The sequence below is a fragment of the Paeniglutamicibacter sp. MACA_103 genome (assembly GCF_045798555.1).
Taxonomy (GTDB): Bacteria; Actinomycetota; Actinomycetes; order Actinomycetales; family Micrococcaceae; genus Paeniglutamicibacter.
Genome location: NZ_JBIXLN010000031.1, coordinates 1 through 18892 on the forward strand (window position 1 = coordinate 1; position 18892 = coordinate 18892).

General features: G+C 67.7%; 14 protein-coding genes, 1 tRNA gene and 1 pseudogene. 9 read left to right on the plus strand and 7 right to left on the minus strand.

Annotated features, from left to right (window positions below; translation table 11 throughout):
- Both ACIPVK_RS14715 and ACIPVK_RS14720 read left to right on the plus strand, forming a co-directional pair.
- Window positions 1–432: pseudogene (locus tag ACIPVK_RS14715) on the plus strand (NAD(P)-dependent alcohol dehydrogenase); the annotation flags it as partial.
- Window positions 433–441: 9 nt separating this feature from the next.
- The gene (locus tag ACIPVK_RS14720) at window positions 442–870 is read left to right on the plus strand and encodes an HIT family protein (protein WP_407612728.1); all 429 of its coding nucleotides are present in this window, start codon (window positions 442–444) and stop codon (window positions 868–870) included.
- A gap of 109 nt (window positions 871–979) precedes the next feature.
- On the opposite strand, the gene hrpA is transcribed toward ACIPVK_RS14720, so the two are convergent.
- Window positions 980–4966, minus strand: coding sequence for an ATP-dependent RNA helicase HrpA (gene hrpA, locus ACIPVK_RS14725; RefSeq protein WP_407612729.1), 3987 nt, complete (start codon window positions 4964–4966; stop codon window positions 980–982).
- Window positions 4967–5381: 415 nt separating this feature from the next.
- On the opposite strand from hrpA, the gene ACIPVK_RS14730 reads away from it, so the two are divergent.
- The 3 genes from ACIPVK_RS14730 to ACIPVK_RS14740 all read left to right on the plus strand — a co-directional run bounded on the left by ACIPVK_RS14730 (window position 5382) and on the right by ACIPVK_RS14740 (window position 8191).
- Entirely contained in the window at window positions 5382–6389 is a 1008-nt protein-coding gene (locus ACIPVK_RS14730; RefSeq protein WP_407612730.1) for an ABC transporter substrate-binding protein, read from the plus strand.
- A gap of 94 nt (window positions 6390–6483) precedes the next feature.
- The gene (locus ACIPVK_RS14735) at window positions 6484–7407 is read left to right on the plus strand and encodes an ABC transporter permease (RefSeq protein WP_407612731.1); all 924 of its coding nucleotides are present in this window, start codon (window positions 6484–6486) and stop codon (window positions 7405–7407) included.
- Window positions 7400–8191: an ABC transporter ATP-binding protein gene (locus tag ACIPVK_RS14740; protein ID WP_407612732.1), complete on the plus strand. Its 792-nt coding sequence runs from the start codon at window positions 7400–7402 to the stop codon at window positions 8189–8191. Before ACIPVK_RS14735 ends, ACIPVK_RS14740 begins: the two co-directional genes overlap by 8 nt.
- A 207-nt stretch (window positions 8192–8398) precedes the next feature.
- On the opposite strand, the gene cls is transcribed toward ACIPVK_RS14740, so the two are convergent.
- Window positions 8399–9907 carry a cardiolipin synthase gene (gene cls / locus ACIPVK_RS14745; RefSeq protein ID WP_407612733.1) on the minus strand — a complete coding sequence of 503 codons (1509 nt, stop codon included), beginning with the start codon at window positions 9905–9907 and terminating at the stop codon, window positions 8399–8401.
- A gap of 134 nt (window positions 9908–10041) precedes the next feature.
- The gene (locus ACIPVK_RS14750) at window positions 10042–11508 is read right to left on the minus strand and encodes a carboxylesterase/lipase family protein (protein ID WP_407612734.1); all 1467 of its coding nucleotides are present in this window, start codon (window positions 11506–11508) and stop codon (window positions 10042–10044) included.
- A gap of 192 nt (window positions 11509–11700) precedes the next feature.
- On the opposite strand from ACIPVK_RS14750, the gene ACIPVK_RS14755 reads away from it, so the two are divergent.
- Window positions 11701–12072, plus strand: a complete 372-nt coding sequence (locus ACIPVK_RS14755) for an iron chaperone (RefSeq protein ID WP_407612735.1) — start codon at window positions 11701–11703, stop codon at window positions 12070–12072.
- A 90-nt stretch (window positions 12073–12162) separates the two neighbouring features.
- Here the strand turns inward: ACIPVK_RS14755 and ACIPVK_RS14760 are convergent, their stop codons facing one another.
- Window positions 12163–12393: a hypothetical protein gene (locus tag ACIPVK_RS14760; protein WP_407612736.1), complete on the minus strand. Its 231-nt coding sequence runs from the start codon at window positions 12391–12393 to the stop codon at window positions 12163–12165.
- A 266-nt stretch (window positions 12394–12659) separates the two neighbouring features.
- On the opposite strand from ACIPVK_RS14760, the gene ACIPVK_RS14765 reads away from it, so the two are divergent.
- Both ACIPVK_RS14765 and ACIPVK_RS14770 read left to right on the plus strand, forming a co-directional pair.
- Window positions 12660–14027 carry a sensor histidine kinase gene (locus tag ACIPVK_RS14765; protein ID WP_407612737.1) on the plus strand — a complete coding sequence of 456 codons (1368 nt, stop codon included), beginning with the start codon at window positions 12660–12662 and terminating at the stop codon, window positions 14025–14027.
- Entirely contained in the window at window positions 14024–14689 is a 666-nt protein-coding gene (locus ACIPVK_RS14770) for a response regulator (RefSeq protein WP_407612738.1), read from the plus strand. The genes ACIPVK_RS14765 and ACIPVK_RS14770 overlap by 4 nt, the downstream gene beginning before the upstream one ends.
- 145 nt (window positions 14690–14834) lie before the next feature.
- Here the strand turns inward: ACIPVK_RS14770 and ACIPVK_RS14775 are convergent, their stop codons facing one another.
- The 3 genes from ACIPVK_RS14775 to ACIPVK_RS14785 all read right to left on the minus strand — a co-directional run bounded on the left by ACIPVK_RS14775 (window position 14835) and on the right by ACIPVK_RS14785 (window position 17044).
- Window positions 14835–16100 (minus strand): RNA polymerase sigma factor, encoded by a 1266-nt coding sequence (locus ACIPVK_RS14775; protein WP_407612739.1) that lies wholly within the window; start codon window positions 16098–16100, stop codon window positions 14835–14837.
- A gap of 32 nt (window positions 16101–16132) precedes the next feature.
- Window positions 16133–16558 (minus strand): YciI family protein, encoded by a 426-nt coding sequence (locus ACIPVK_RS14780; protein WP_407612740.1) that lies wholly within the window; start codon window positions 16556–16558, stop codon window positions 16133–16135.
- Between the two features lie 410 nt (window positions 16559–16968).
- A tRNA-Arg gene (locus ACIPVK_RS14785) sits at window positions 16969–17044 on the minus strand.
- 203 nt (window positions 17045–17247) lie between these two features.
- Here ACIPVK_RS14785 and argS point away from each other — a divergent pair.
- On the plus strand, window positions 17248–18888 hold the full coding sequence (gene argS / locus ACIPVK_RS14790) for an arginine--tRNA ligase (RefSeq protein ID WP_407612741.1): 1641 nt from the start codon (window positions 17248–17250) through the stop codon (window positions 18886–18888).
- Window positions 18889–18892: the final 4 nt, after the last annotated feature.

The following is an 18892-nucleotide window of genomic DNA, read 5'->3' on the forward strand; positions in this document are numbered from 1 at the left end:
GGGATCGCGGCCTATTCGTTGCTGCGGGAGCACCGGGTGGGGCCGGGCAGCAAGGTCGGGGGGCTGGGGCCGGGCGGAGCCGGCCACCTGGCCGTGCGGCTCGCGGAAGCGATGGGTGCCAAGGCGAGCGTGCTGGCCGTCGGCAGCGCCGCACGCGATCCGGCACCGGGCCCGGGGGCGGCGGACGGTTCGCCGGAGGTGCTCATCGACATCGGGACGGCGGTTTCCGGACGCCCGGGCGATGCCGGGTCGTTGGTAGGCTCGATTGCAGAAACCCGCCAGTTGCTCGAATTCTGCGCGGGACACCAGGTTGCCTGCGAGATCGAGCTGGTGGATGCGCGGGACGCCAACGAGGCGTGGGAACGGATTCTCGCCGCGGACGTGCAACATGGGTTTGTTCTGGACCTCGCCACATTGGGCGGGAACGACTAAGGAGGGTGCATGAGCACGCTGTTCACCAAGATCATCGACGGCGATATCCCCGGACGCTTCGTCTGGAAGGACGAGCACTGTGTGGCGTTTTTGACCATCGGCCCGATCACGCACGGCCACACCCTGGTGGTGCCGCGTGAGGAAGTGGACCACTGGGTCGACGCCCCGGCCGAGCTGATGAACCACCTTCTCGCGGTGGCCGGGCACATCGGCCGGGCCCAGGTGCGGGCCTTTGGCTCCCAGCGGGCCGGGCTCATGGTCGCCGGGTTCGAGGTCCCGCACCTGCACGTGCACGTGTGGCCCACCAACTCCTTGGCCGACTTCGACCTGGCGCGGGCGGACAACGACCCGGATCCGGCGACGATGGATGCCAACGCGCAGACGCTGCGCGAGGCGCTGCGGGCCGACGGCCACGGGGACCTGGTCCCCGACGCCTGATCCCGGAGGCCCGGGCCGAAACATGGGGCTGCCCGGGACGATCCACTGTGATCGTCCCGGGCAGCCTTGCGTGTACCCGGGCGTTGCCGGCCGGTGCCGGGCGGCGCGCCTACTTGGCGGCGGCGAGCCCGTCGCGCATGGCCGTGCGGATCCGCTTGGCGGAGACCGAGTAGGCCGTGCCCAGTTCCTGGGCGAAGAGCGAGACCCGGTATTCCTCCAGCATCCACTTCACCGCAGCGAGCGGAGCGGGGGTGCGCACCCCGGGGACCAGCTGCCCGAGCGCCGCGTCGTATTCGTCCTCCAGCGCCTGGATGTCCAGGGTCGCCGCGTTGTCTCGTGCCAGGTGCCCGGTGCCGAGCTTTTCCAGCCGCTTCTCGATGGCCGCGATGTAGCGCGGCAGCTGGGCCAGCTGCGCATAGCCGGTGTTGGCCACGAATCCCGGGTACACCAGCTGCTCGAGCTGGGACTTCACGTCGTTCAGCGCATTGACCAGGGCCAGCGAGGAGGCGGACTTCAGCTCCTTGTTGATCCGCCGGGTCCCGGAGAGCACCTTCTCGACGATGGCGGTGACCGCGAAGACCGTGTCGATCAGCTCGGCGCGGACGCGTTCGTAGAGCGCGTCGAACTCCGCCTTGTCGAAGGGCAACTTCTCGGGGACGAGCCGGTCCACCGCCGCCATGGTGCAGTCCTGGATCAGCGAGGCCACCGAGCCATGCGGGTTCTGCGTGAAGACCAGCTTTTCCTGGTTGTTCAGGTGGTCAAGGACGTACCGGGCGGGGGAGGGGACCTTGAGCAGCAGCAGCCGGATGACGCCGGTGCGGTGGGCGGCCAGCTGCTCGACGGGGTTGCGGAAGACAGTCAGGCGCACGGAGCTCTTCTCGTCCAGCAGCGCCGGGTAGGCGGTGACCTGCTGCCCGGCAACCTCGGTGACGACCTTGGGGGTGATGGCACCATTGATGCCCACGCCGGTGTCCCAGTCGGTGAGCCCGGTGCGTTCCCACACCGTGGTCGCCACTACCGTTGCGGCGCCGGGACGCGAGGCGGCGGGGGCCTTGGCGCCCCTGCCCTTCTGCTGGCCCAACTTCGCGTCGGACGAACCGGGCGAACCGGGTGAGCCGGTGGGCAGCGCGGCTCCGGGCTTGACGCCCAGGGAACGGGCGAGGGCCGAGCGGTTGGCGGCGGCCAGCGTCTGCTGCAGCACCGCCAGTTCCTGGGACTCGTCCAGGATCTTGGCGTCGGAGTCCACGACGGTGAAGGTGAAGCGCAGGTGCGCAGGCAGCGCCTCCCAGTTCCAGGACCCCGGGGGGATCACCACGCCCTTGAGCCGGCGCAGCGCCAGCTCCAGGGACGCGGCCAGGTCGTCGGTCTCCGGGTTGAAGTCCGCCTCCAGCGCGGCCACGGCGGCGCGGGCGACGTCGGGGGCCGGGACGAAGTTCTTGCGGATGTGTTTGGGCAGCGACTTGATCAGCGCGGTGACCAGTTCCACGCGCAGCCCCGGGATGAGCCAGCGGAAGCGCACGGGGTCCAGCTGGTTCAGGAACAGCACCGGCACGCGCACCGAGACGCCGTCGGATTCCCCGGCGCGGGCCGCCGGGTTGTACTCGTAGACCAAATCCAGGTCCAGGGTGCCGTGGCGCCAGGTGCGCGGGTAGGCGTCCTCGTCCAGTTCGGTGGCGTCGGCGGCCAGCATGTCTTCGGGGTTGAAGTCCAGCAGCGTCGGGTCCTCGTGCCGGGCGGCCTTCCACCACTTGTCGAAGTGCCGCTCGGAGAGGACCTCGGGGCCCAGGCGCGCATCGTAGAACTCGAAGAGGTCCTCGTCGCTCACGCGCAAGTCGCGCCGGCGCATGCGGGTCTCGAGTTCCTCGATGTCTTCGAGCACCCGGCGGTTGCGGGCGAAGAACTTGTGGTGGGTCTTCCAGTCGCCCTCCACCAGTGCGTGGCGGATGAACAGCTCGCGGCAGAGCTCCGGGTCCACGCGGGAGTACTGGATGCGGCGGCGCGGCACGATCGGCAGCCCGAAGAGCGTGACCTTCTCGTACCCCATGACGGCCCCGGAGTTCCGCGACCAGTGCGGCTCGGAGTAGCTGCGCTTGAGCAGGTCCCCGGCGACCTCCTCGACCCACCGGGGGTCCAGCCGTGCCGCGGTGCGGGCCCAGAGCCGGCTGGTCTCCACCAGTTCGGCGGCCATGACCCACTCGGTGTTCTTGCGCGAGAGCGCGGAGCCGGGGAAGACGGAGAAGCGGGTGCCGCGGGCCCCGACGTATTCGCGCTTGCGCTCGTCCCAGGAGCCCACGTGGCCCAGCAGTCCGGTGAGCAGGGAAATGTGGATGGCGTCCTCGTTGGCCGCGGGGTCCACGGGTTCGGGGGAGATCGCGATGCCCAGCGGCTTGGCCAGCTGGCGCAGCTGGGTGAACAGGTCCTGCCACTCGCGCACGCGCAGGTAGTTGATGTATTCGTTCTTGCACAGGCGCCGGAACGCGGAGGAGGAGAGCTCCTTCTGCTTTTCCTGCAGGTAGCGCCAGAGGTTCAGCAGCGAGGAGAAGTCGGACTTCGCGTCCATGAAGCGCTTGTGCATCTCCTGGGCGCGCTCGCGCTTGCCGGTTTCCTCGCTGGGGCGCTCGCGCGGGTCCTGGATGGACAGGGCGGCGGCCAGCACCATGACCTCCTTGGCGCAGCCCCGGGATCCGGACTCCACGATCATCCTGCCCAGCCGGACGTCGACGGGCAGCTGGGCCAGCGACTTGCCGACCGGGGTGATGGTGGCCTCGGTGCCGGTGTTCAACGCGCCGAGCTCGCGCAGCAGCGCCACGCCGTCGTTGATCGACTTGGCATCCGGGGGCTGGACGAAGGGGAAGTCCGCGACGTCGCGCGCGGTGCGCACCACGCCCATGGAGCTCATCTGCAGGATGACGGCAGCCAGGTTGGTGCGCAGGATCTCCGGGTCGGTGAACTCGGGGCGCGTCTCGAAGTCGTCCTGCGAGTAGAGCCGGATGGCGATGCCGTCGGACACGCGCCCGCAACGGCCCGAGCGCTGGTTGGCGCTGGCCTGCGAGACCCGCTCGATGGGCAGGCGCTGGACCTTGGTGCGGTGGGAGTAGCGCGAGATGCGCGCGGTGCCGGTGTCGATGACGTACTTGATGCCCGGCACGGTCAGCGAGGTCTCGGCGACGTTGGTCGCCAGCACGATGCGCCGGTTCTTCCCGGGGTTGAAGACCTGGTGCTGCTCGGCCAGAGAGAGCCGGGCGAACAGCGGCAGGATCTCGGTGCCCGCCAGGCGCCGGTTGGTCTTCACGCGGGCCCGCAGCACCTCGGCGGCGTCGCGGATCTCGCGCTCGCCGGGGAAGAAGATGAGGATGTCCCCGGGGGCCTCGGCGGCAAGTTCGTCCACGGCCTCGGCGATGGCGTCCAGCGGGTCGCGGTCCTCGGCCTGGGCGTCGGGGTCCAGCTCGTCATCGTCCATGCCGTCGGCCGGGTTCAACGGCCGGTAGCGCAGCTCGACCGGGAAGGTGCGGCCGGAGACCTCGATGATCGGCGCGGGCACCGGTTCCTCGCCCTCGGGCCCGGGGGCGGCGAAGTGCTCGGCAAAGCGCTGGGGGTCGATGGTCGCCGAGGTGATGACGATCTTCAGATCCGGGCGCTTGGGCAGGATCCGGCGCAGGTAGCCGAGCAGGAAGTCGATGTTGAGGCTGCGTTCGTGGGCCTCGTCGATGATGATGGCGTTGTACTTCTTCAGCAGCTTGTCGCGCTGGATCTCGGCCAGCAGGATGCCGTCGGTCATCACCTTGACCTTGGTGGCGCGGGAGACCTCGCCGGTGAAGCGCACGTGGAAGCCGACGTCCTCGCCGATCTTGGTGCCCAGCTCCTCGGCGATGCGCTCGGCGACGGTGCGTGCGGCCAGGCGGCGGGGCTGGGTGTGCCCGATCATGCCGCGTTCGCCCATGCCCAGCTCCAGGAGCATCTTGGGCAGCTGGGTGGTCTTGCCGGACCCGGTTTCACCGGCGACGATGACCACCTGGTTGTCCTTGATGGCGGACATGATGTCATCGCGTCGCGCGGAAACGGGAAGGGCTTCGGGGTACGAAATCGTCAGGGCCATGATGACCCAAGTCTATGCCAGCGGTGTCGGGGGCCTGTGCTGCCCCTGCCATGGGCCAGGGCAGGTCACCGGGTGCAGCGGATCCCGCCGCCGGCCACCGGATTCCCGACTTTCGAGGTGTCAAAACACGGCTTTGTCCACGGTACCGTCTGATTCTCGCCACAGATGGATACCAATTGTCCGATTCTCGTTGTCAATTGATGAAAGATGCGTGGCAAGATGATGAATGAAGCACTGTTTGTCTTGCAATTCAGGGCAGATGGAAGAAATGTGAGTAGCTTCACATGTAGTATCGAATCACCTCATGAGACGAACTTCCTGCCCTTCGGCCGAGGAGGTACAAATCCTGAATTTGCCCGGAAATGGCCAACACCGAACGCCAGGCATGACACTCGCACGTCATGAAAGGAACACAATGAAAATCTTCAAGTCCGTACAGATCGCAGCCTCGGTCGCTGCCACCGCCCTGGTGCTCACCGCCTGCGGCGGATCCACGACCCCGGAGGCCACCGGTACCTCGGCAGCAGCGGGCCCCGTGACGATCGGCATTGCCCAGTACGTGTCACACCCGTCCCTCGATGCCGTCGTGACCGGTTTCAAGAAGGGCATGGCGGACGCCGGCTACACGGGCGACGACAAGGTCAAGTACGACTTCGCCAACGCCCAGGCCGACCAGGCCACGAACACCTCGATCGTGGGCAAGTTCGCATCCGACAAGGACATGGACCTGGTCCTGGCCATCGCCACCCCGACCGCGCAGGCCGCGGCCCAGTCGATCACCAACATCCCGGTGCTCTTCTCCGCCGTCACCGATCCGCTGGAAGCCAAGCTGGTCTCCAGCCTCGAGGCCCCGGGCGCCAACGTCACCGGCACCTCGGACAAAAACCCCGTCAAGGAGCAGCTCGAGCTGCTCAAGAAGATCAAGCCGGATGCCAAGACCGTCGGCATCGTCTACTCCTCCGGTGAGGTCAACTCCGGGGTCCAGGTCCAGTGGGCCAAGGACGCCGCGGCCGAACTCGGCCTGACCATCGAGGAGAAGGCCATCTCGGCATCCTCCGAGGTCCAGCAGGCGGCATCGGGCATGGACGTCGACGCCTTCTACGTCCCGACCGACAACGCCGTGGTTTCCGCCCTGGAAGGCCTGCTGCAGACCGCCCAGGACAAGAAGATCCCGGTGATCGCGGCCGACGGCGAGTCCGTCAAGCGCGGGGCCACCGCCACCTACGGCCTGAACTACGAGAAGCTCGGCGAGCAGACCGCGGCCATGGCCGTGAAGCTCCTCAAGGGCGAGACCCAGGCTGCAACGATGCCGGTCGAGACCATCACCCAGGTCGAGCTGTACGTCAACACCACCGCCGCGGAAAAGATCGGACTTACCTTCCCGGCAGAGATGCTCTCCGAAGCGGCCGAAACCTACAAGTAACCCCGGCCGCAAACACGGTCCATCCGGTGGCCGGTCGGCTTACTCCGACCGGCCACCGACATTTACCCAACTCCCAGAACGCAAGGATCCACCCATGATCACCGCGGTTGAACTAGGCCTGATCTACGCGATCATGGCACTCGGGGTCTACCTGACCTTCCGCATTCTCGACTTCCCCGACCTGACCGTCGACGGAAGCTTCACCACCGGCGCGGCCGTCGCCTCAATCTCGATCATCAATGGCGTCAACCCGTTCATTGCCACGATCTTCGCCTTCTTCATCGGGGCCATCGCCGGTGTCATCACCGGCCTGCTGCACACCAAGGGCAAGATCGACGGGCTGCTGGCCGGTATCCTCACCATGATCGCCCTCTACTCCATCAACCTGCGCATCATGGGCAAGGCGAACCTCCCCTTGCTGGGTGAAACCACCGTGCTGACCTTCCTGCGGGAGAACCGGATGCTGGGGACCTGGGCCTCCGCCGGGCTGATGTTCGTCGGCTGCCTGGTCGCGGTGGCGGTCATCGTGTGGTTCCTGCGCACAGACGTCGGCCTGGCCATGCGCGCCACCGGCGACAACGAGGAAATGATCCGCTCCCTCGGCGTGAACACCGACAACCAGAAGATCCTGGGCCTGGCTCTTTCCAACGGCCTGGTCGGCATCTCCGGAGCGGTCATCGCCCAGTTCCAGGGCTTCGCCGACATCGGCATGGGCATCGGTGTCATCCTGATCGGCCTCGCCTCGGTCATCGTGGGCCAGGCCATCTTCGGCCAGAAGTTCATCTGGATTGCCGCGCTGGCCGTCGTCTTCGGTTCCGTCGCCTACCGGATGGTCATCCAGTTGGCCCTGATGGCCGGTCTGGAAGTCAACGACATGAAGCTGATCTCCGCGGTCCTCGTGGTCATCGCCCTGCTCCTGCCGCAATGGAAGGGATTCGGGAAGTTCGCCAACCGCATCAGCATCCGCACCAAGTCCATGACCACCGAGGACAAGAAGGAGGTGGGTGTCGATGCTTGAGATCACCAGCCTGAACAAGACGTTCTTCCCCGGAACCGTCAATGAGCGCAAGGCGCTGCGGGACATCAACCTGACGCTCACCGACGGCGAATTCGTCACGGTCATCGGCTCCAACGGCGCCGGCAAGTCCACCGTGCTGAACATGGTCGGCGGCAAGCTGCGTCCCGACACCGGGGCTGTGAGCATCGCGGGCAAGAACGTGACCAAGCTTCCGGACCACGCCCGCGCCAGGTACATCGGCCGCGTCTTCCAGGACCCGATGGCCGGCACCGCGCCGAACATGACCATCGAGGAGAACATGTCCCTCGCGCTGGGCCGCGGCACGCTGCGCGGACTGGCCTTCGGGGTCAACAAGCGCAAGCGCGAGATGTTCGTCGAGGAACTGCGCTCGCTGGAACTCGGCCTGGAAAACCGGCTCAAGGCCAAGGTCGGGCTGCTCTCCGGCGGCCAGCGCCAGGCGCTGAGCCTGCTCATGGCCACGTTCTCCGGGCCCAAGATCCTGCTGCTCGACGAGCACACCGCGGCCCTGGATCCGCAGCGCGCCGCGCTGGTGGCACGTCTGACCGAGGAAATCGTCGTGCGCCACCAGCTGACCACGCTGATGGTCACGCACAACATGGAACAGGCGCTGCGCCTGGGCACGCGACTGATCATGATGCACGACGGACAGATCATCCTGGACCTGGACTCGGCACAAAAGGCCAAGATGACGGTTCCCGGCCTGCTGCACGAGTTCGAGAAGATCAAGGGTGCCCAGCTCGACGACCGGACCATGCTCCAGTAGTCCGGCCCACGCCCCCGCGCCCGCCTCCTGACGGAGGCGAGGAGCCTTCAAGGGAGCGGTGCCGCCAGAAGCCAGTGGTCCTTCCGAAACGGGGGAGCGCGGGTGGGCGGTGCCGCTCCCTTTTGCGTGCGCAGGGGCAGCAAGTTCGCGGCCGGGGCGGCCGCGAACTTGCCGCCGCGGCTTCTATGTCCCTTCCGCCCGCGCCGGCTACTGCAGGGCGGAGGTCAGGCGGGCCAGGTTGTCCAACACCGTGGAGCGCAGCGGCTGCCGCATCCACTCTTCCAGCGTCAGCAGCCGGCTGACCTCCCGGTACCCGTCTTCGACCTCGCGCATCTGCGCCACGAAGCCGGCGTCGCGCACCAGCATCGAGACCTCCATGTTCAGGCCGAAGGAGCGCATGTCCATGTTGCTGGAGCCGATCAGCGCCGTCTCGTCATCGATGGTGAAGTGCTTGGCGTGCAGGATGTACGGGGCCGGGTAGAGGTAGATGTCCACCCCGGCGCGCAGCAGCTCCTCGTAGTAGGAGCGCTGCGCGTGGTAGACCAGCGCCTGGTCCCCGATCTCGGAGACGAACAGGTCCACCGGGACCCCTCGCGCCACCGCCGAGGTGATCGCGTACATCAGCGACTCGTCGGGCACGAAGTAGGGCGAGGTGATCACGATGCGCTCCTGGGCCGCGTGGATCAGCCCCAGGAAGAGGCGCAGGTTGTTTTCCCGCTCGAACCCGGGTCCCGAGGGGACCACCTGGGTGAGCATGGTGCCGGACTGGACCCGGTGGTCGATCAGCGCACCGCTCAGCCGCCCCAGCGATTCCCCGCTGGCCACCAGTTCGGCCCGCCGCACCCCCTCGAGGATGACCTCCCCGGTTTCGGAGTACCAGTCGGAGATGAACACCGCGTCCAGCGTGGCCACGCCCGGACCGCGCAGCTCCACGACCAGCTCCTTCCACAACAGCCCGCGCTTGATGTTCTTCTTCACGTTGTAGTGGCGCGAGATCATGTTCAGCGAACCCATGTAGCCGACGGTGCCGTCAATGATGAGGATCTTGCGGTGGTTGCGCAGGTCGGGGCGCTGGAACTTGCCCTTCAGCGGCTGCAGGGGAAGCATCAGGCTCCACTGCGCGCCCATCGCCTCCAGGCGCGCCGTGGTGTCGGCATAGTGCGCCTTGCCGCGGGAGGCCCAGTGGTCAAGCATCACGTTCACCCGCACCCCGCGCGCAATCGCCCGCTCCAGCGCCTCGAAGAAGTCGTTGGTGGTCGCGTCCGCGCTGAGGATGTAGAACTGCACGTGGACGTAGTCGTTGGCCGCATCGACGGCGTCGGCCATGGCCTTGATGGTCTGTTCGTAGTCGCCCAGCAGCCGACCGGAATTCCCCGCCAAGAGCGGCAGGCCGCCGTATCTGGTGTTCATCTCGACCAGCGAGTTGAACCAGGCCGGGTTCTTCCCGTGGGTTTCGTCGTGGAGTTCCTCGGCGCTCACCGCGCGCATGAACGTGTTGATCTCGTCCTGCACCTCGCGGCGCTTGCGCGGCAGCTTCGGGGAACCGATGAGCAGGAACGCGATGACCCCGAAGTAGGGGATCAGGAAAATGGCCAGCAGCCACGCCATGCCCGAGGTGGGACGGCGGTTGCGGGGAACGAAGATCACCGCCAGGACGCGAATGGCCAAATCAAGGACCACCAATGCGGTCGCCCACCACCAGGCACCAGTAAACATGTAGGCAACTTTCCCCGAAATCCGCTATTCATTCCCAAGGTACGCTAGCCGATCCCCGGAACGGGATTCGACACCGGGACGCGCAACACGGGGGAGGGGAAGTGCGCGGGACCCGCGGGAGGGCGAGCCGCGCGTCAGCCGATCGCCTCGGCCTCGTCGTCGCGCGGGGAGAACACGACCTCGTTGCCCAGCCCGTTGAAGGTCTTCACCGGGCGGCTGATGTCCCAGGGCGGCCATTCGGCGATCCCCATGGTGGCAAAACAGACCCAGGCCTCGTGCATCGCCCCGGCCAGGGACTGCGGGGCCTGTCCGCCCACCAGTGAAGTCGCGTCCTCGGCGGCCAGGTTGTCAAAGACGAAGGGAAGCTCGGTTCCGTGTGCAGCGCCCAGGTCATCCACGGGGCTGTGCCAGGCGAATTCGTACACCTGGGTCTGGCCTCCGGCATAGCGCCGGGCATCGGCCAGCGTGTACACCGGCACCCGCAGCAACTTGTCGGTGGCCAGGGCACCGAGGATCTCGCCCGGGCCCGCACCGGGGCGGTTGCGCCAGAAGAGCCGCTGCGCCTCCTTGGAGATGCCGGCCTTCCGCCGGGCCAGGGCCAGGTGCATCCGGGAGACCTTGGCTCCGCGGCCCGTCGGCCCAAGCCAGAGCCGGCACTCCTGGGCCGTGGTGCCGATCAGCAGCGGGATGGCGGTTCCGGCGCCGCCAAGCATGGCCTGCAGCGGATCCTCGGGGACCAGCTGGGGCTCGATCGCCAGTGAATAGGCGGGGCCGCCGTTCAACGGGGTCGACTCGGTGGCCACGCGGGCCTGGGAAGCCAGCAGGTCCGCGGGCGTGCGGGCCGCAAAATCCTCGCGCGTGGCTTCGATGCCCAAATCCGTGGCGATGCGTTGGGTCATCCGCCTGGCCCGGGCCAGGGGCCAGGCCGAGAGCGGGGAACTTTGGATGATGGCGCGCGCGAACAGGGACGAGGCCCTGGGGTGGGCCAGCAGCGCCGCCACCAGCGAGCCGCCGGCCCCGTGTCCCATGAGCGTGACCTGGTCCGGGTCCCCGCCGAAGGAGGCGATGTTGGCCCTGACCCATTCCAGGGCGGCAACGACGTCGGCCAGCCCCAGGTTCAGCGGGGCATCCTCCAGCACCGAGAACCCCTCAGCGCCCAGCCGGTAGTTTGCCGCGACGAAGACCACCGCGTCCCGGGCAAACGCGGTTCCGTCGTGGACCGGCAGGGCGTTGGAGCCATGCTGCAGCGATCCGCCATGGATCCAGAGCAGCACCGGGCGCAGGCCGGCGGGGCGCTTGGCCGGGGCAAAGACGTTCACGTTCAGGCAGCCGTCGCCGGGGATGGAGACGGTGGGCAGCAGCTTGCCCAGAGCTCCGGAATAGGGAACCTGCCCGGGCGTGGGGCCGTGGCCGGTTGCTGCCCGCGTCCCGGTCCACGGGGCAGGGAGCGTGGGGACGGCAAAGCGGTTCCTGCCCACGGGCGCGGCAGCATACGGAATCCCCAGGAATCGCTCCACGCCGCCACTGAGCAGCCCTTCCACCGGACCGCAGGGCGTGTCGCGGACCAGGGAAATTCCGTGCGGATCATTGCCGACGCCCATGAAGACCACCCCGTACTCAGCGGCACTTATGCCTAAGACCACACTAGCCGGGCAAATGCTCCAACGGCAGGGGGGAGTGGAGCGCCCGGGCGCCACATGGGGCAGAATGAAGCCAGGCCCCAGGCCCCAGGCCCCAGGCCCCAGGCCCCCGGGCCAATCACGGGTCCACCGGCAGAAAGCGCAAGGAGCACCATGGCCAAGATCAGTGGAGCCACCCCCAAGGAATACCTCGACAACGTCCCCGTCGATCTCCAGCCCCGGGCAAGGGCCCTGCACCAAGCATTGTGCGAGGCGCTGCCCCATGCCGAGGTCCAAATCAAGTGGGGGCAGCCCGCCTTCGTGGACGACACCATCCTGGTGGCCTACGCGGTGTTTTCCAAGCGCATCAACCTCTACACCACGCCCAGTTCACGCAACGCGCTCGCCGGGGAGCTGGTCGGCTACACGCTGGGCAAGGGCTCGATCCAGCTTCCGCACGAGGCGCCGCTCCCGTTGGGGCTCGTCAAGCTTGTCGCCACGGCCAGGGAGCAAGAGTTCCGCCAGCAGCACGTGCGCTGGATGTAGGGGCGGGCGCCCCGGCCACCGGCACGCAGCCCGCCGTTCCGATGCCGACCAGCGCCCCGGCGCATCGTGCCGCTATAACCCGCGTGCCATTCAGGGGCCGTAGGGGCCGCCGGACGATGCCGGTTCCGTGGCCCCGTGGACGGCCTGGACCCCGGGCGGCACCGCGTCCCACGCATCCGGCGCCTCGTCCAAGGCGGGCTTCAGGGCGTAGGTGAGCCCGAGGATCGAGGCGCCAAAGGTGGCCAGTGCTGCCAGGGCAACGGCCAGGCGAATGGCCTTGGCCCTGCGCGAGCGCGGGATCTGCGACGGGAATCTCAACATGACACCAAGTCTTCCCTCGGCGCCGGGCGTGCGCATCGGCCCCCGGGCCTTTCCTGGAGCACGGTCTGCGGTACCTGCGTCTGATCCGTCCGGTACCTGCGGGTGACGCCCCGGCGGGCCGGTCCGTCTACGGTAGGTAGCATGCACACTTGCGTTTCCCGCCCCGCGGACTGCCCGCGGGCCGGAATTCCGGCCCGGAACCGCGGCGCCCGGTTTGCCCGCCGGTCACCGGTTCAGGCACCGGCACCGGCAGTGGCGGGCGAACAGTGAGCGCCAGGGCCGAGGGGTTCGAGCCGGTGCGGTGGCGCGGGCGCTGGGGATGGCGTTCGGATGTGACGGCGGCGGCCATGTTCCTGGCCCTAGTGGTGTTCTGCCACGAGTTCATTCGGCTGGGCTCCTACTCGGGCAGCTACCTGGCAGACACCTCGTTCTTCGTGTTGGCCGCCGCCGTGGCCATCGGCTGCGCCCGGGTCCTGCCGGGCGTGGCCCTCTCACTGGTCTGGGCCGGCACCCTGCTGCAGATGCTCCGCGGGGTCGACGTCGACCTGGCCCAGCTGGCGGCACTGTACGTGGTGGGTATCGCCGCCAGATACGGCACGCGGCTCTGGGTGTTCGTCTCGGGCCTGTCGATCGCCGCGGGTTCGGTGTTGGGCACCATCTACATCGGCCGGATCGGATCCTGGGTGTCCGACCCTCTTTTCCGCGCCATGGAGTCCAACGCCTGGCCGAGCAAAAACCAGGTCATTGCGGTCTTCGTGGTGGTCGCCTCGGTGCTGACCCTGCCGTGGTTGCTGGGGCTGCTGCTGCGGCTCTTCGCCGGGAAACAAACCGCCGAGCGCGGCTCGGCCCGGGCCCGCGAGGAGGCCGACAGCGCCCTGGAGCTTGCGCGGCTGCGTTCGGAAAACGCGGCACTGGCACGCGATGTGCACGACGTGGTCGGCCATTCCCTGGCGGTGATCATTGCCCAGGCCGACTCGATCCGTTTCATTCCCGACACCGACGTCGCCCGCATCCGCGAGACGACCGGGACCATCGCCGAGGCCGCCCGCCGGTCCCTGGGCGAGGTGCGCCAGGTGCTGTCCCAGACCGCCGAGACCGGGCCCGTCGATGCCCGGCCCACGGACACCAAACCCGCGGACACCAAACTCGCGGCGGCCGGGAGCGACGCGTACCCGGCGACGCGCAGCCTGGCCCTGGTCACCGCCCAATTGGGCCTGCTGCCCCCGGCAACCTCGGAGATCTCGGCCATCCTGCAGCACGTGCGCGGCACCGGGTACGAGGTGTGCGAGGAAACGCTGGGGGAGCCGGTGCCGCTTCCAGCGGACATCGTTCCGGCCACCCGCAGGATCATCCAGGAGATGCTCGCCAATGCGCTGCACCACGGGTGTTCCACCACGCCGATCTACGTCAGGCACTATTGGGGCGCCACCAGCTATACGCTGAGCCTGACAAACCATTTCGAGCCGCCCGCCGCGTCCAGGCGCACCGGGACCGGGATCGCGGGCATGCGCCAGCGCCTGGCCAGCCTGTCGGGCACCCTGAGCATCGATACCGAGGACGGGACGGCCGGCGCCCCCGACCTGTTCACGATTGCCGCAACCTTTCCGATCAACCACGAATGGACCACCCGTTGAACCAACCGCAGATCCGCGTGGCGCTGGTCGATGACCAGCAGCTCTTCCGTTCCGGCCTGGCGGTGATCATCGGCGCCCAGCCCGACATGGCGGTGGTGGCACAGGCCGCCGACGGCACCGAGGCGCTGGGCGCCATCGCCGCCCACGAACCCGACGTCGTGCTGATGGATGTGCAGATGTCGCCGATGGGCGGGGTCGAGGCCACCCGCAAGATCTTCGAGGACGCCACGGGCCGCTTCGGCAGGCTCCCGAAGGTGATCATGCTGACCACCTTCGACTGGGACGAACATGCCGCCACCGCGATCCGGCACGGGGCCAGCGGCTTCATCCTCAAGGACAGCACGCCCGAGTTCGTCTGCGAGTCGATCCGCGCGGTCAACGGCGGGTCCGCGGTGATCGCCCCGCAGTCCCTGGCCGCGCTGCTGCGCGACGAGCCGGAACCGGTTCCCGAGGTTCCCGCGCAATTCCTGGAACTCACCGAGCGGGAGCGCGAGGTCTTCGAGTCCGTGGCGCTGGGGCTGACCAACCAGGAGATCTCGGAACGGCTGTTCCTGAGCGGGTCCACGGTCAAGACCCACATCGGGGCGATCCTGCGCAAGCTCGAGCTGCGCGACCGGGTGCAGATCGTGGTGTATTCCTACGAGAACGGCATCGGCCGGTAGGCCCGGGCGCTCGGGGCCTGCGGCAATGTAGTGCGTATCACCTCGCGGCAATGCGGCCTGCGGGCACCGATGGATGTAGTGTTCATGGAAGCCAATGCGACTTTTCTCAAAGGAGCGGCGGTTAGGCCCCCACAGAGATTCGCCGTCACTGTGGGGGCTGTCCTAATTCCCCCGAAGACCCGGATTCAAGGGCCCCCGCCTTCGCCTCGAAGACGGCGCCCATGCGAATGTTCCCGGCGAGCGAGGCCGCCAGCCGGAATTCGGCCGCCGCCTCGGGTGCGCGGCCCAATCGGGCCAGCAACTCCCCGCGCACGCTCGGCAACAAATGCGAACCTTTCAAGGCCCCCTGCTCCGCCAGATGGTCCACGATGCGCAGGGCCGGATCCGGTCCCTCGGCCATCGAGACCGCCACCGCCCGGTTCAGTTCCACGACGGGTCCCGGCGCAAGGCGGCACAAGGCCTCGTAGAGCAACACGATCCCGTCCCAGTCGGTTTCCTCGACGCTCCTGGCCACCGCATGGCACTGCGCGATGGCCGCCTGGAGACCGTAGAAGCCCCGCCCGCGCCCCAGCGAATCCGCACGCTCCAGCGCGCCGCGCCCCCGCATGATCTGCGAGTGGTCCCAGCGGGAACGGTCCTGGTCCGCCAGCAGGATCGGGTTGCCGTCCCGGGAGACCCTGGCCAAAAACCGCGAGGCCTGGATCTCCATCAACGCCACCAAGCCGTGCACTTCCGGTTCCCGGGGAAGCAGGCCGACGAGGATCCTGCCCAGGCGCAGCGCCTCGTTGGCCAGTTCGCGGCGGATCAGCTGGTCGCCGGCCGTGGCCGCGTAGCCCTCGGTGAACACGAGGTAGATGACCGCAAGCACCGCGGAAAGGCGTTCGCCCCACGCCTGGGGTTCCGGGGTCTCGAACGGTATCCGTGCCGCGGCGAGCGTCTTCTTGGCACGCACGATCCGCTGCTGCACCGTGGCCACGGGCACCAGCATCATCCGGGCAATTTCCTCGGTCCCCAGCCCGCCCACGACGCGCAGCGTCAGCGCGACGCGGGCCTCGCGGGACAGCACCGGGTGGCACGCGGTGAAGACCAGGCGCAGCACGTCGTCGTCGATGGGTTCCCATGATTCCTCGGTCGATTCGCGCAGGTTCCGGGCCATCTCCCGATGGCGTTCATCGAGCCTGGTCTCTCGGCGCCATGCGTCGATGGCCTTGCGCTTGGCCACCGCGGTGATCCAGGCGGCGGCATTCTTCGGGATCCCCTCCTGCGGCCATTGCGCTAGGGCATCAACCAACGCTTCCTGCGCGAGGTCCTCCGCCAACCCCAGGTCCCCGGTCACCTTGGCAAGGGTTGCGACAATGCGCGCACCCTCGATGCGCCAGAGCGCGTCGAGGGTGCGTTGGGTGTCGGGCACGGATTGCCTTCCGGCGGCGGGGGACTCGGGGCCTACTTCTGTCCGAGTTCCTCGCGCCAGGCTTCTTCCTTCTTGATGTATTCGTTGTCGGCGTAGTCCTCGAAATCGGACATGTCGGTGACGCGGCGGACCTCGAGCTTGCTGCCGGCGCCCAGGGGTGCCCTGCTGGCCCACTGCACGGCCTCTTCCTTGCTGGAGACCTGGAGGATCCAGAAGCCGTTGAACAGTTCGTGGACTTCGCCGTAGGGGCCGTCGGTGACAATCGGGGTTTCTTCCGAGAAGTCGACGACGAAGGCCTCGCTGAGGTCATCGGACAGGCCCTCGCCGGCCAGAAGCACGCCGGCCTTGATGAGGGACTCGTTGTAGGCGCCCATGGCATTGATGATCTCGGTGAAGTCCGCGTTCTCGTAGGCTTCCTTGGCTGCCTGGGTCGAGCGCATGATCAGCATGAATTTCATGGTGTTCTCCTTGGTTCGGGAAGGCGCGCAAATACGTCCTTCACCCATTACATCGAACGGGGAAGACGGAAATCGACAGGTGCGCGAAAAAACTTTCAAGAACTTTGGAACCCGTGTGGTTACCGGCGGGCGGCACGCCGGTAACCGGCGCCCACACGATGGCTCGGCAGTTGGCACTGTGGCACGCGGTGCTTGGCGGCGAGACGGTGTCCCTTGGCGGGATCCTCGGCCTGCCCGCGTGAGGAAGCGGGCCGCATGGGGCGCCGTGGATCGGACACAGGACGGCATCGGCGCCCAACGACCGGCGACCGGTGGACCGGGCAGCGGGTGCCCACTTTTGGCGGATAGGCCCCGGGGCAACAAAAAAGTCGCTATCTCCCGGTCAAACCAGGAAATAGCGACTCTTGCCGTGGTGCCCTCGAAAGGATTCGAACCTTCGACCTTCCGCTCCGGAGGCGGACGCTCTATCCCCTGAGCTACGAGGGCATTGCCGGAATTCAACGACCAAATCCATGGTTTCTGAAACATTTTCCGGCTGGGAACGTAGACGAGCTTAGCAGGTGTGAAGCGGTGAATGACAAATTGGCGCTCCGGGGCCGACCCGGGGCCGCCAAATGCGCATCTGATGTGTGCGACGTCGCCCCGTCACATCGTCCAATGGCGTCCGCGCCCCCGGTTATCCTTGAGGGGTGACTCCTGAAGAACTCTCCACAGCCATTTCCGCTTGCCTCCGCGACGCAGTCGACGCCGGCCAGATTTCCGTCGACGTGCCCGAGAATGTGCGTGTGGAGCGACCGAAGAGTCGTGAGCACGGGGACTGGGCCACCAACATCGCCCTGCAGCTGGGCAAGAAGGCCGGGATGAACCCGCGCGACTTCGCCCAGATCCTGGCCACGCGCCTGGCCGAGTCGGCCGGGGTTGCTGGCGTCGAGATCGCCGGTCCGGGCTTCCTGAACATCACCCTCGAGGCAGGCGCCGCCGGGGAACTGGCCAAGACCATTGTCGAGGCCGGCGCCGAGTACGGCAAGAACGATGCCCTCACCGGCCACGAGATCAACATGGAGTTCGTCTCCGCGAACCCCACCGGCCCGCTGCACATCGGCCACACCCGCTGGGCCGCCCTGGGCGACTCGATCGCCCGCGTGCTCAAGGCCAGCGGCGCCACCGTCACCTCCGAGTACTACATCAACGACGCCGGCAACCAGATGAACATCTTTGCCCTGTCGGTCTACAACCGCCTGCACGGCCTGCCGGTTCCCGAGGGCGGCTACCCGGGCGCCTACATCAAGGAACTGGCCGATGCCGTGGCCAAGGCCCACCCGGACATCCGCTCGCTGACCCAGGAAGCCGCGCTGCCGATCGTCCGCCACGCCGCCTACGTGGCGCAGATGGCCGACATCAAGGAGACGCTCAACGACTTCGGCGTGAAGTTCGACGTCTTCTTCTCCGAGCAGGAGCTGCACTCCGACGGCGCCGTCGAGGACGCCGTGGCACGCCTGCGCGAACAGGGCCACATCGACGACACCGACGGTGCGGTGTGGCTGCGCACCACCGACTTCGGCGACGACAAGGACCGCGTGCTGATCCGCGCCAACGGCGAGCCGACCTACTTCGCCGCCGACGCCGCCTACTACCTCTCCAAGAAGGACCGCGGCTTCATCGAGAAGATCTACCTGCTCGGTGCCGACCACCACGGCTACGTCAAGCGCCTGCAGGCCATTGCCGCCTGCGCCGGTGACGACCCGAAGAAGAACATCGAGGTGCTCATCGGCCAGCTGATCTCGGTCAACGGGGCACGGCTGTCCAAGCGCGCCGGCAACATCATCGAGCTGCGCGACCTCATCGACTGGCTCGGCGCCGACGCGCTGCGCTACTCGCTGGGCCGCTACCCGGCCGATTCGCCGATGACCATCGACCCGGAGCAGCTGAAGAAGAACACCAACGACAACCCGGTGTTCTACGTCCAGTACGCCCACGCCCGCTCCCGCGCGGCCTCCCGGAACGCCGTGGAGAAGGGCGTGACGCGCACCGACTTCGACGCGACACTGCTGACCCACGAGACCGAGAACGACCTGCTCGCGGCCCTGGGCCAGTTCCCCTCGGTCGTCGCCCAGGCCGCCACCCACCGTGAACCGCACCGCGTGGCCCGCCACGTCGAGCTGCTCGCCGGTGCCTACCACTCCTGGTACGCGGCCTGCCGCGTGACCCCCGTGGGCGACGGCGCCGTCGAACCCATCCACCGCACCCGCCTGTGGCTCAACGACGCCACCACCCAGGTCCTGGCCAACGGCCTGGGACTGCTGGGCGTCTCCGCCCCGGAAAAGATGTAAGGAA

What these genes read in the sequence shown, in the direction of transcription:
- ACIPVK_RS14720 (WP_407612728.1), top strand. Translation starts at nt 442, where the DNA reads ATGAGCACGCTGTTCACCAAGATCATCGACGGCGATATCCCCGGACGC.
- hrpA (WP_407612729.1), bottom strand. Translation starts at nt 4,966, where the DNA reads ATGGCCCTGACGATTTCGTACCCCGAAGCCCTTCCCGTTTCCGCGCGA.
- ACIPVK_RS14730 (WP_407612730.1), top strand. Translation starts at nt 5,382, where the DNA reads ATGAAAATCTTCAAGTCCGTACAGATCGCAGCCTCGGTCGCTGCCACC.
- ACIPVK_RS14735 (WP_407612731.1), top strand. Translation starts at nt 6,484, where the DNA reads ATGATCACCGCGGTTGAACTAGGCCTGATCTACGCGATCATGGCACTC.
- ACIPVK_RS14740 (WP_407612732.1), top strand. Translation starts at nt 7,400, where the DNA reads ATGCTTGAGATCACCAGCCTGAACAAGACGTTCTTCCCCGGAACCGTC.
- cls (WP_407612733.1), bottom strand. Translation starts at nt 9,907, where the DNA reads ATGTTTACTGGTGCCTGGTGGTGGGCGACCGCATTGGTGGTCCTTGAT.
- ACIPVK_RS14750 (WP_407612734.1), bottom strand. Translation starts at nt 11,508, where the DNA reads ATGGGCGTCGGCAATGATCCGCACGGAATTTCCCTGGTCCGCGACACG.
- ACIPVK_RS14755 (WP_407612735.1), top strand. Translation starts at nt 11,701, where the DNA reads ATGGCCAAGATCAGTGGAGCCACCCCCAAGGAATACCTCGACAACGTC.
- ACIPVK_RS14760 (WP_407612736.1), bottom strand. Translation starts at nt 12,393, where the DNA reads ATGTTGAGATTCCCGTCGCAGATCCCGCGCTCGCGCAGGGCCAAGGCC.
- ACIPVK_RS14780 (WP_407612740.1), bottom strand. Translation starts at nt 16,558, where the DNA reads ATGAAATTCATGCTGATCATGCGCTCGACCCAGGCAGCCAAGGAAGCC.